This window comes from Bacillus sp. RB3 (assembly GCF_030164735.1).
GTDB classification, from domain to species: Bacteria; Bacillota; Bacilli; order Bacillales; family Bacillaceae_G; genus Bacillus_A; species Bacillus_A cereus.
On the sequence record NZ_JASNGE010000001.1, the window covers coordinates 340,863 to 353,150 of the forward strand.

A 12,288-nucleotide genomic window follows, 5' to 3' on the forward strand; every position below is an offset into this window, starting at 1 on the left:
TGCAAATATATCAGCGCAACTCGAAATATATCGGCGATTATTCGAATATATCGACTTTCCAGCAAAAAACGACAACTATCGCAAAGCTTATTTTCAGTTTCATAGACGGATAACTTGAATAATTATTTGATAATGGTTATCATTTAGGGGGTCTTTTTAATTTTGGAAAATGGAGGTAAGATATGCTGCGTAAATTTTTCTCGTACTATAAACCGTATAAAGGTTTATTTATACTCGACTTTTCTTGTGCGGTTGTCGCAGGATTATTAGAACTCGGCTTCCCGCTTATCGTAAATCAATTTATTGATAAGTTATTGCCAAGGCAAAACTGGACGCTTATTTTATGGGCCTGTTTCGGTTTACTCGCAGTTTATATGTTAAATGCAGGCTTACAATATGTCGTTACATATTGGGGACATATGCTTGGTGTTAACATTGAAACAGATATGAGGCAGAAATTATTTGATCATATTCAAAAGCTATCATTCAGATTTTTTGATAATAATAAAACAGGTCATTTAATTTCCCGCCTTACAAACGATTTAATGGAAATTGGGGAAATTGCTCATCATGGACCAGAAGATTTATTTATCGCCGTAATGACTTTAGTTGGGGCATTCTCATTTATGATGATGATCAACTGGAAGTTAGCGTTATTAACGTTCTTCGTCATTCCATTCCTATTATGGTTAGCGCTTTACTTCAATAAAAAAATGACAGGTACATTTAGACGTTTATTCTCAGACGTTGCTGATTTTAATGCATGCATTGAGAACAATGTTGGGGGAATTCGTGTTGTACAAGCATTCGGAAATGAAAAGTTTGAGAAAGAGCAATTTGCTGTTAACAACGCTCGTTTCCGTACAACAAAATTAATGGCGTATAAAATTATGGCGTTAAATTCGTCGATTAGTTATATGCTCATGCGTCTCGTAACGCTCTTCGTCTTAATATGCGGTACATGGTTTGTTCTGCAAGGAGAATTAACGTACGGTGGATTTATCGGATTCGTTCTATTAACGAATATTTTCTTCCGCCCAATTGAAAAAATTAACGCAGTAATCGAAAGCTATCCGAAAGGAATCGCCGGTTTTAAAAGATATGTAGAGCTTCTTGAAACAGAGCCTGACATTGTAGACTCTAAAGATGCAATGGAAGTGAAGCATGTACACGGTGATATTCAATATAACAACATTACGTTTGGATATGAAAACAAAGAACCGATTTTAAATGACATTAGTTTGAAAATACATGCAGGTGAAACGGTTGCGTTCGTTGGACCATCAGGAGCTGGGAAAACGACGTTATGTAGCCTATTACCACGTTTTTATGAGCAATCATCTGGATCGATTCAAATTGATGGAATTGATACGAAAGATATGACATTATCTTCACTTCGTAAGCAAATTGGAATTGTGCAGCAAGACGTGTTCTTATTCTCAGGAACAATTCGTGAAAATATCGCTTACGGAAATTTAAAAGCATCAGAAGCTGAAATTTGGCAGGCAGTAAAACGTGCGCAATTAGAAGATTTAATTTACTCACAGCCGGACGGTTTAGATACTGTTATCGGTGAGCGCGGCGTGAAACTTTCAGGTGGACAAAAGCAGCGTCTAGCTATTGCTCGTATGTTCTTGAAAAACCCGCCAATTTTAATATTGGATGAAGCAACTTCTGCACTAGATACAGAGACGGAACTTGCGATTCAAAAATCGCTTGCTGAACTATCTGTTGGTCGTACAACATTAGTTATCGCTCACAGACTTGCAACGATTAAAAATGCAGATCGCATCGTCGTTGTAAATAAAGATGGCATTGCAGAACAAGGTTCACATAATGAATTAATTGAGCAAGGCGGAGGATACAGTAGGTTATACGAAGCTCAGTTTAGTTCGTAAATATAATTTGTACTGAATTAGTGCACCATAAGTAGGTAAAAATCTCATATGGGAGGCTATAAAGTATGATTGTAACAACAACGTCTACAATTCAAGGAAAAGAAATTATTGAGTATATCGATATCGTCAATGGAGAAGCGATTATGGGTGCGAATATCGTTCGTGACCTTTTCGCTTCTGTTCGTGACGTTGTCGGTGGTCGTGCTGGCGCTTATGAAAGTAAATTAAAAGAAGCACGCGACATCGCAATGGAAGAGATGAAAACTTTCGCAAGACAAAAAAATGCAAATGCAATTGTTGGTATCGACGTGGATTACGAAGTAGTTCGCGAAGGTATGTTAATGGTTGCGGTGAGCGGGACTGCTGTCCGCATATAAAGTAAAAAGCCGTGCTGATGCACGGCTTTTTACTTTGTATGTCGAAGTTTCAATATTTCTTGGGAAATGTGGAAGGCCCCGTCGATATATAGGGAAGACATTAGAGCGCTTCTTTACATTTTTGAATTTGAGTTAATAATTTTGCGTATTCTTGTTCGAGAGATGTGATGTCATCGTGATGATTTGGAATGGAAATCCGGCCGATGACTTCTGTTAATTTTGTTTGTAATCGTAACAATTCTTGCTCAGTAACGTTTACAGAAGCTCCGGTGGTTCTTTTTGTGTATTGCTCGTAATTACCGTGGAAGATTCTTGGTTCACTCTCATCTACTTGTAGAATATGGTCTGCAACAGAGCGAATAAAGGCACGGTCATGGCTAATGAAAAGTATTGTGCCAGGATATTCTTGTAACATGGTTTCTAATTCTTCTTGCGTTGCTAAGTCTAAATAGTTTGTCGGTTCATCTAGCAGAAGCATATTATAGTTTCCTAAAAATACTTTTGCGAGTGCAACCTTCATTCGTTCACCCCCGCTTAGAACGTGCACAGGTTTATGAACATCCTCACGGCGGAATAGAAGTCGTGCAAGTATTGTGCGAACGAATGCTTCTGTATAGTTTGTTTCTTCTAGAACATTTTCTAAAATGGTTTTATCTGTTTTTAAAATAGATAATGTTTGTTCGAAGTATCCAATTTTACAACTTTTCGATAGCTGCATGCCACGCTCGTTTGTGAGAAGCATGTTGAACAAAGTGGTTTTGCCGCTTCCATTTGCCCCTAAAACGGCAAGCTTTGCACCAGGGGCAATAGTTCCATTCATATTTTTAAATAGTGTGCGGTCGCCTATTTTCTTTGTTGCTTTATTGAATTGTACTGCCACCTTACTATGAATGGGAGTATGGTATTGCACGTCAAATTGAGCTTGAGAAAGATCCTTTGGCTTTTCCTTCTTTTCTAGTTTTTCGAGACGTGTCTCTAATGCCTTCGCTGCTTTGCTAACCTGTTCTTGGCCATGAGCCCCACTTAACCTATAAAGTCTAGATTCAGATGAACTGAACCGCGTTGGGATTTTTGTCATGTTAGAAGCACGTTGCTTTCTTTGTAGAATGGACTGTTCTAAACGATTTTTTTCTTGTACATATTGCTCATATTCTGCTTGTTTTTGTATTCGTTCACGTTCTTTTTGTTTTCGATAGTTTGAATAATTCCCTTTGTACTCTTGAATAGTACCGTCTTCAATTTCAATAATTTTGGTACATATATTATCTAGAAATTCACGATCATGCGATATTAAAACAAGTGCTCCTTTATAAGATGAAAGTGCCTTTTCTAATTGCTCTGTACCGACCATATCTAAGTGGCTTGTTGGTTCATCAGCGAATAAAATGCCTGCATTTTGTTCGAGAGCATGGGCGATCTTTAGCCGCATTCGTTCACCGCCGCTCATTGTGTCGGTAACGTTTGAAATACTCCATTTTCCTTTTGCAAGAGAAGAAGCAGTTTCCGGTAGTTCTTCGCTAAGCTGAGGAATGATGCTGATAGAACTATGATGAGTTACTATGCCTCTGTCAGCTTCTATTTCTTTACTTAATATTTGTAATAACGTAGATTTACCAGCTCCGTTGACTCCGACAATTCCTATGCGATCCTGTGCTTGAATTTCCAGTGATGGTAATGTAAATAGTGTGCGATTACCAAAGCTCTTTTCAATATTACTTGCGAATAAAATAGTCATAAAAAAACCTCCCTAGTTTCACTAGAGAGGATAAACGTCGCCCTTGTATGTAAAAAATCGTACATAAATAAACGATTTTTTACATGATCGTTTCGAAAGAAAGTATCGACAAATGGACAGACTAATCCCCTGCTAGTTTTCATCATTTTTGTTCACTATTTGTGATGGATGAAATAAATAAGAGAATTAGAACTTCATTGGTCAAAGTACCTTCCTTTCATAATATTACTTTTATTGTATGCGCATACAATAGGGTTTGTCAAACTTATTTCTGTTCGCTATTTTTGAATTTATCATTATACAATTGTGCTTTTGCCAGCGCCTCAGCATCGTTTTTAATTTCATCCAGTCCATTCGCATTCCCAATAACATAACCTTCAAATGAAGAGCCAACAAAATCAAAAATATATTGGAATTGAGCAATAAGCGGTAATGCTTTTAGCTTTGGGTTGTCCCCGCCAACTATGACAACATACATTTTTTTGCCTTTCATTTTTTCTTTGAAATGAAGAGATGTATCGCGCAAGCTTTGTGACCAGCGATCAACAAAATTTTTCATATGTCCACTCATTCCATACCAATATAATGGTGTAGCAAAGATAATCGTGTCGTGCTCTAGCATGCGTTTGGTTAACTGCTTATAGTCATCATTTACGGGTTGGAATCCTTCTGCATCATGACGTTGGTCTGTAATAGGATAGACGGTATGATCACGCAAATAAATTTGTTCTGTTTCAATGTCCTCTATCATCATATGTGTTAAAGCTTCTGTATTTCCGTTTTGTCTTGAACTGCCATGTATAACAAACATGTAATCATCCCTTTTCTTTTGCATGTTTTAGGAGTGAAACGTGTTTTTGCAAATTCGTTTGGATGTTGGAAAGCAATGAGATTTGCTTTGTTACTTCATTGAGTTTATCTTCATAAAGCGTAAGGATACTGCTGCACGGATTGTCGTACAGGTGCGGTTCAATTTCAAGGCAGCGCAGCATCCTTGCCGTCTCTTCTAAATTTAAGCCAATTTGTAAGTACATTTGAATAAGCTCCACTTTTTCGATGGCACTTTCATCAAAATCACGGTAACCATTTGCGAGGCGTTTCGAAGGGAGTAACCCCTTTTCTTCATAATGTCTTAGAGATCTTTCGCTAATGCCAGTTTCTTTTGATAACTCTCCAATTCGCAATGTGTTTCACTCCTTTTACATGTATTGTAAACCTTCACACTAATGTGAAGGTCAATGCTGTTTTTTCGCAAAGGAATCTACATGATTTAAAAACACTTGAATAGCTTTAGACTGAATAAAATATTTGCCGCGCACGATGGAGAATGGACGGATGAGTTGTTCATTTGGAACTTCGACGTGGAATAGTTCTTTTGCTAGTAGCTCTTTCCGTACAGTCCAATCAGAAAGGATAGCGATGCCAAGCCCGGCACTAACAGCTTCCTTTACGCTTTGGATACTACTGAATGTAAAGAATCGTTTCATTTTTAAATGGTGTTGATGAATAAAGCGGTCACTATAAGCGCGTGTACCAGAACCACTTTCTCTTAATACCCATACTTGATCTTGGAGTGTACTTTCATTTATTTCATTTGTGCGGAGTAATGGATGATTTGGCGGGACGACGAGCTTCATTTCATCTTGCATAAATGTTTCAACATCTACGTCGGCGTATACGACTTGTCCTTCCACTAGGCCGATATCAATTTGATTAGAGCGAAGGCTTTGCAAAACGTCTTCTGTATTTGAGATAAAGGTATGAACTTCGACGTGTGGATTTTCATTTGCATAGTTAGCCAGTATTTTTGGAAGTAAGTATTCGCCAATTGTAAAACTAGCACCAATGCGCAGTGTTCCTGTTACAACGTTATGTAGTTCATTAATTTCTTGTTTCGCATCTTCGTAAAGAGAGAGCATTTGCTTTGCATGTATATATAATATGTTTCCAGCTTCCGTAACTTGGACGTGCTTCGGGGAGCGTTGAATAAGTGTAGTGCCAAATTCGTTTTCTAAGTTGCGTATATGCATACTTACTCCAGGCTGTGAAAGGTTTAATAATTCTGCTGCACGAGAGAAGTGTTTCTGCTCAACGACAGTAACAAAAATTTTTAAAATGTCTACGTTCATATAATGGGCTCCTTTCTTTTTCTATTATCTTATCATAAGTATTTCTAATGATAGAGATTTGGTATTGGTATTAAACTTATTATAGAAACTCTCTTATAATGTAAGTAGAAAGAACATGCATGTTCCAATACGATTATTGGAGTGGTTCAAAATGGAACAAACACTTGTTATACAAAAGAAGAAGCGTTTTGGATTTTCGCAAGGGATTGGGATTACGCTATTAATCGCAATTGCCGCGAAATATTTAGCAGAGCTTCCATTTTTAAATATTATGGGACAATTAGTAATTGCTATTCTAATTGGGATGGTTTGGCGTGCGGCAATTGGAGTCCCTCAAGATGCGATTGCAGGGACGAACTTTGCGAGTAAGAAGTTGCTGCGCTTTGGAATCATCTTACTTGGAATGCGATTAAATCTTGTTGATATTGCGAAGGCAGGGCCGAAAGTATTGGTCATCGCAGCGGTTGTTATTACATTTACGATTTTCGTTGTATATGGACTAACGAAAGTATTTAAGGTAGAAAAGAAACTTGGGATTTTAACCGCATGTGGTACAGCAATTTGCGGGGCGGCAGCGGTCGTGGCAATTGCGCCGCAAGTGAAAGCAAAAGATGATGAAACGGCAGTTGGGGCTGCAATTATTGCTATTTTAGGTACGATATTTACGCTTATTTATACGTTGTTATATTCAGTGCTTTGCCTATCTCCATATGGTTACGGTGTATTCTCAGGGGCCACGCTGCATGAAATTGCTCATGTTATCGCAGCTGCGGCGCCAGGAGGAAGTACAGCTGTAGACATCGCAGTTATCGTGAAGTTAACGCGCGTTGCAATGCTCGTACCAGTAGCAATTTTAATTGGATTATGGTTTGGAAAGAGTGAAGGAAGCAAGGAAAAAAGATCGTGGCGTGATCTTCCGATTCCGTGGTTCATTTTCGGATTTTTAGCGATGAGTGCAGTGCATTCGCTCGGGATTATTCCAGAAGTTGTTGCGGGATACATTGTTGTCATTGCTTATATGCTAATCGCAATGGCGATGGCAGGACTTGGTTTAAATGTAGAGTTTAAAACGTTCCGTAAGTTAGGAAGCAAAGCGTTCGTGGCGGGGCTGATTGGCTCGGTTTGCTTATCGGTTCTTGGATACGTTCTTGTATATGCGCTAGGATTTATGTAGTAGAGGAGAAAGCTGTTCCCGAAGGTATTTGGGGACAGCTTTTTCTTATGATTATAGTAGCGCTACGGATGTCGATATATTTGGGAAATCGCCGATATAATTTAAGTTGCGCTGATATATTTGGGAAATCGCCGATATAATTTAAGTTGCGCTGATATATTTAAAAAATCGCTGATATAAATTGAATTACTCTTGTACTTCGTTAGAGTAGATGTTTAATGAAACATTTTTCTAAAATTTGTAAAGATATCTTTACTTATAACTGGAAAATATTTATAATTTAAGTAAAGATATCTTTACTTTTGAAGGTGGAGCCTATGGGTGTGAAAAATAAAATAAAAGAGTTAAGAAAGCAAAATCATATAACGCAAGTTGAAATGGCAAAGGCGATGCAAGTGACGCGGCAGACGATAGTGGCGATTGAAAACCATCATTACAATCCGAGTCTAGAGTTATCTTTAAAAATCGCCAAGTATTTTGGAGTGAAGGTGGAGGAAATATTTACGCTGGAGTAAGGAGAAAGAAAATAAATGATAAGCTTGAGAGATTTCAATTAGAGTAAACGTTTAAATATATAAGGATTGGTTTTGATTTATTAATTAGTATCGCATCAACGAGCGTGTTAGCAACAAGGAATAATAGATAGAAAAAGGGGAACTGGGATGGGATTACCGGTGTTATGTGTCGCTACAGCTATATTTTCGCTTCTTTGGGGAATGCAAAACTTTTCTCGTAATCCAGTGCCGAGCATTTGTATTATGATTGGTACTGTAGGTTTATCGTATTATTTATTATTATTAGCCCATTATCATAAAACGGCAACGAATGTTGTTGTTGGGGCACTTATTTTATTTTGTGGGCGCGCCATACAAAAGGGGTTATTTCCATAAAAGCTGTTTATACACTTTGTATAAACAGCTTTTTGTATTTTTTTTACAAAACGCTTGAAAGTTACGTAACGTCATCTTTTATAATGAGAGGGAAGAGGTGATGGTAGTGATTTCAATACAAGAATTGACGAAAGAAACAGGGGTTACAGTACGTACACTACGTTATTATGATCAAATAGATTTATTAAAGCCGAGCGGAAAAACAGAGGGTGGACATCGGTTATATAGTGAAAATGACGTTATTCGTTTGCAACAAATTTTATTTTTGAAAGAAATGGGATTTTCATTAAAAGAAGCTGCGAATATGTTAGTAAAAGGTGAGCTGGATTTAAAAAATTCGCTTGAAAAACAACTTCGGTTTGTACAGGAAGAACAAAAGAAATTTAATCGAATGGAGCGTGTTTTACAAGCAGTTGTTTATTCGGTAGATGTAGAGGGAGAACTTGATTGGAAAGTTATGTTTGAACTTATTCAGCTTTCAAAACAGTCTCCTCGTATACGTGAAATATTTCAAAATGAAGTATTTTCAAAGGAAGAACAAAAATTGCTTCAGAATTTGCCAAATATGAGTGAGGAAGATCCGAATGTTTTAGAATGGGTAGATTTATTAAAGCAATTACGTACTTTTATGAAAGACGGTAAAGAAGTCACGAGTGATGAAGTACAAGAGGCAACGAAGAAATTAATGCAGAAATGTTTAGAAATGGCTAATGGTGACGAAGCGTTTTTAGATAAGTTATGGGAAGTTAGAAAATCGAAGGAAGATTCACAGAAAATGAGCATGTATCCAATTGAAGAAGAACTTTTAGTATATATGGATGAGGCTTTTCGTATTTATGATGAAAGGGAGAAGGATAAATGAGTATACTCGCAGAATATCGTTGGTATTTTTTAATTGGGGCAGAAATTGTATTTTGGTTATCAGCTATCGGTTTCTTTTTACTTCGCTACGGATTCCGTTTGAAAAGGGCGAGTTTTATTCTGGGGATTGTACTCCTCGTAAATGAAGTATTTATTTTAACTTTAGGGGTAGTGGACTATTATCAAACAGGAAAGTTCTCTAACTTTCAGATTATTACTGTAATCATTTTATTATATGCAGTTTTCTACGGGAAAAAGGATTTAAAGAAGCTTGATATATTTGTACAAAAATCAGTTGCGAAATGGCGTAATGAACCGGCGCCTATTATTGAAGAACAGGTAGAATTAACAGGTATGGCCTATGCAAAGCAGGAAATAAAAAATTGGGTATTACATCTTGTTTTATTCGTTGGTGTGCACATATTCTTTTTCTTCGCGTATGGATTTATTCCATTTGAACAATGGGGTAATTGGTTAGAATCGGGAATCGTTTTAAATAAAGCTGCAAGTCGCGTGAGTCAAGTGTGGGCGATTATATTTTTAGTTGATACAGCGATTTCATTTTCATATGTGATTTTTCCGAAGAAGGAGAAAGGAAAAGAAAAGCTACTTTCATAATTGAAAGTAGCTTTTCTGGTATACAAATAATTTTTATAGGAGAGGATGACAATAGGAAAAAGAACCAGTTTTATAAGTCTATTTCTCTTTAGTTTAGTAGCATGTTCACCATCTAGCACTACAATTGATAAGAAGAATAATGTCATTGTAAAGGGAGCAGGAATTCTCAATCTAGATAAATTTGAAAAGTTCGTTTTGAATGTCGAGCAAAGGGAAGTTGATAAAATAAGAATTGTACAGTATACCCTTGAAGGGGACCCGATTTTTCAAACGTTAGAGTATAGTGGGAACGATATATTTTATGTGTCAGATAATAGAAAAGACAAATTTGCTGGGAAGGGTAAAGGGTTACATAAAGATAGTTGTAAAGGTATTGTTAAAGAGCAGCGCGAATCAGAAAGTACTTATCGGTTAATAGATTGTATGAATGAAGCTGGGCGCAATGGATATGACTTAGTATATGTACCTAAAAAATAGAATTAGTAGAGGAAGGAAGTATTTACTCCTTCCTTTTTCTATGTGTATATTGTCGAAAACTTTACCGAATATCTGTTCGTTTTTTTAGGTTTTTTATAGGTATTCGTGGTAAAATAATAATACAGATTTTTATGAGGAGGTCGGATTTTCTTGGAACGTCAATTTGAAATTGTCTCAGCGTATTCCCCGCAAGGTGATCAGCCGGTAGCTATAGAGAAGCTTGTAGAGGGAATTAATAGTGGAAAGAAAAAGCAAGTGTTGCTTGGAGCGACAGGAACGGGTAAGACATTTACGATTTCAAATGTCATTAAAGAAGTGCAAAAGCCAACACTTGTTATGGCTCATAATAAAACGTTAGCAGGGCAGTTATATAGTGAGTTGAAAGACTTTTTCCCGAATAATGCAGTTGAATATTTTGTTAGTTACTACGATTATTATCAGCCAGAAGCGTATGTACCACAAACAGATACGTTTATTGAAAAAGATGCGCAGATTAATGATGAAATTGATAAATTGCGTCACTCGGCAACGTCTGCATTATTTGAACGGGACGATGTAATTATCGTTGCGAGTGTTTCGTGTATATATGGCTTAGGTTCTCCAGAAGAATACCGCGAGCTAGTTGTTTCGCTTCGAGTTGGTATGGAAAAAGACCGTAATCAATTGCTTCGTGAACTTGTTGATGTACAGTATGGACGTAATGATATTGATTTCAAGCGTGGTACATTCCGTGTACGCGGAGATGTAGTTGAAATCTTCCCAGCATCACTTGATGAGCATTGTATTCGAATTGAGTTTTTCGGTGATGAAATCGATCGTATTCGTGAAGTAAATGCGTTAACAGGTGAAGTATTAGCAGAACGTGATCATGTAGCAATCTTCCCAGCATCTCACTTCGTTACACGTGAAGAGAAAATGAAGGTCGCTATTGAAAATATCGAAAAAGAATTAGAAGAACGTTTAAAGGAGTTAAATGATAACGGTAAGTTGTTAGAAGCGCAGCGTATAGAGCAACGTACACGTTATGATTTAGAAATGATGCGCGAGATGGGCTTTTGTTCAGGTATTGAAAACTACTCCCGTCATTTAACACTTCGTCCAGCGGGGGCAACGCCGTATACGTTATTAGACTATTTCCCGAAAGATTTCTTAATCGTTATGGATGAGTCGCACGTATCAGTACCGCAAGTAAGAGCGATGTATAACGGTGACCAAGCACGTAAACAAGTGCTTGTGGATCATGGATTCCGTCTGCCATCAGCTTTAGATAATAGACCGCTCATGTTTGATGAGTTTGAGGAGAAAACGAATCAAGTTATTTACGTTTCAGCAACGCCAGGACCGTACGAGTTAGAGCAGTCACCAGAAGTAATAGAACAAATTATTCGTCCAACAGGGCTTTTAGATCCACCAATTGATATACGACCAATTGAAGGGCAAATTGACGATTTATTAGGAGAAATTCAAGATCGCATTGCAAAAAATGAACGTGTATTAATTACGACTTTAACGAAGAAAATGTCAGAGGATTTAACGGATTACTTAAAAGATGTAGGAATTAAAGTTAACTATCTTCACTCTGAAATTAAAACGTTAGAACGTATTGAAATTATCCGTGATCTTCGCCTCGGTAAATTTGATGTACTTGTCGGTATTAACTTATTGCGAGAAGGATTAGATATTCCGGAAGTATCACTTGTAGCTATTTTAGATGCTGATAAGGAAGGATTTTTGCGTTCAGAACGTTCATTAATTCAAACAATTGGTCGTGCCGCGCGTAATGAAAACGGCCGCGTTATTATGTATGCAGATCGTATAACGAAATCTATGGGGATTGCGATTGAAGAAACGAAGCGTCGTCGTAGTATACAAGAAGCTTACAATGAAGAGCATGGTATTACACCGAAAACGATTCAAAAAGGCGTTCGTGATGTTATCCGTGCAACGACAGCAGCTGAAGAAACAGAAACATATGAAGCAGCACCAGCTAAGAAGATGACGAAAAAAGAGCGTGAAAAAACAATTGCGAAGATGGAAGCAGAGATGAAAGAAGCAGCAAAAGCGTTAGACTTCGAGCGTGCAGCTGAACTAAGAGATTTACTATTAGAATTAAAAGCGGAAGGGTGAAA

At 37.3% G+C, this 12,288-nt stretch carries 13 protein-coding genes; 9 read left to right on the plus strand and 4 right to left on the minus strand.

Annotation, left to right across the window (positions count from 1 at the left end; translation table 11 throughout):
• The first annotated feature begins 182 nt into the window (after positions 1–182).
• Together QO049_RS01600 and QO049_RS01605 are read left to right on the plus strand one after the other, a co-directional pair.
• Positions 183–1,898, plus strand: a complete 1,716-nt coding sequence (locus QO049_RS01600; protein ID WP_246961601.1) for an ABC transporter ATP-binding protein — start codon at positions 183–185, stop codon at positions 1,896–1,898.
• A gap of 65 nt (positions 1,899–1,963) precedes the next feature.
• A complete protein-coding gene (locus tag QO049_RS01605) occupies positions 1,964–2,275 on the plus strand; it encodes a heavy metal-binding domain-containing protein (RefSeq protein WP_000637523.1) in 312 nt (103 codons plus the stop codon).
• A 100-nt stretch (positions 2,276–2,375) separates the two neighbouring features.
• On the opposite strand, the gene abc-f is transcribed toward QO049_RS01605, so the two are convergent.
• The 4 genes from abc-f to QO049_RS01625 all read right to left on the minus strand — a co-directional run bounded on the left by abc-f (position 2,376) and on the right by QO049_RS01625 (position 6,139).
• A complete protein-coding gene (gene abc-f, locus QO049_RS01610; protein WP_246961599.1) occupies positions 2,376–4,010 on the minus strand; it encodes a ribosomal protection-like ABC-F family protein in 1,635 nt (544 codons plus the stop codon).
• 265 nt (positions 4,011–4,275) lie between these two features.
• Positions 4,276–4,821 carry a flavodoxin family protein gene (locus tag QO049_RS01615; protein WP_246961597.1) on the minus strand — a complete coding sequence of 182 codons (546 nt, stop codon included), beginning with the start codon at positions 4,819–4,821 and terminating at the stop codon, positions 4,276–4,278.
• A 4-nt stretch (positions 4,822–4,825) separates the two neighbouring features.
• A complete protein-coding gene (locus tag QO049_RS01620) occupies positions 4,826–5,194 on the minus strand; it encodes a MerR family transcriptional regulator (protein WP_001219181.1) in 369 nt (122 codons plus the stop codon).
• 51 nt (positions 5,195–5,245) lie between these two features.
• Positions 5,246–6,139: a LysR family transcriptional regulator gene (locus tag QO049_RS01625; protein ID WP_284489103.1), complete on the minus strand. Its 894-nt coding sequence runs from the start codon at positions 6,137–6,139 to the stop codon at positions 5,246–5,248.
• Between the two features lie 151 nt (positions 6,140–6,290).
• Here QO049_RS01625 and QO049_RS01630 point away from each other — a divergent pair, with 151 nt between their 5' ends.
• The 7 genes from QO049_RS01630 to uvrB all read left to right on the plus strand — a co-directional run bounded on the left by QO049_RS01630 (position 6,291) and on the right by uvrB (position 12,286).
• On the plus strand, positions 6,291–7,313 hold the full coding sequence (locus QO049_RS01630) for a YeiH family protein (protein ID WP_246961595.1): 1,023 nt from the start codon (positions 6,291–6,293) through the stop codon (positions 7,311–7,313).
• Between the two features lie 317 nt (positions 7,314–7,630).
• The gene (locus QO049_RS01635; protein ID WP_000538364.1) at positions 7,631–7,828 is read left to right on the plus strand and encodes a helix-turn-helix transcriptional regulator; all 198 of its coding nucleotides are present in this window, start codon (positions 7,631–7,633) and stop codon (positions 7,826–7,828) included.
• Between the two features lie 147 nt (positions 7,829–7,975).
• Positions 7,976–8,203 carry a hypothetical protein gene (locus tag QO049_RS01640; RefSeq protein ID WP_246961593.1) on the plus strand — a complete coding sequence of 76 codons (228 nt, stop codon included), beginning with the start codon at positions 7,976–7,978 and terminating at the stop codon, positions 8,201–8,203.
• Positions 8,204–8,303: 100 nt separating this feature from the next.
• A complete protein-coding gene (locus tag QO049_RS01645; protein ID WP_142288619.1) occupies positions 8,304–9,065 on the plus strand; it encodes a MerR family transcriptional regulator in 762 nt (253 codons plus the stop codon).
• Entirely contained in the window at positions 9,062–9,682 is a 621-nt protein-coding gene (locus QO049_RS01650) for a hypothetical protein (RefSeq protein ID WP_246961591.1), read from the plus strand. Before QO049_RS01645 ends, QO049_RS01650 begins: the two co-directional genes overlap by 4 nt.
• Before the next feature lie 45 nt (positions 9,683–9,727).
• Positions 9,728–10,159: a DUF4362 domain-containing protein gene (locus QO049_RS01655; protein WP_246961588.1), complete on the plus strand. Its 432-nt coding sequence runs from the start codon at positions 9,728–9,730 to the stop codon at positions 10,157–10,159.
• Positions 10,160–10,309: 150 nt separating this feature from the next.
• Entirely contained in the window at positions 10,310–12,286 is a 1,977-nt protein-coding gene (uvrB, locus tag QO049_RS01660; protein ID WP_000441053.1) for an excinuclease ABC subunit B, read from the plus strand.
• The last annotated feature ends 2 nt before the right edge of the window (positions 12,287–12,288 follow it).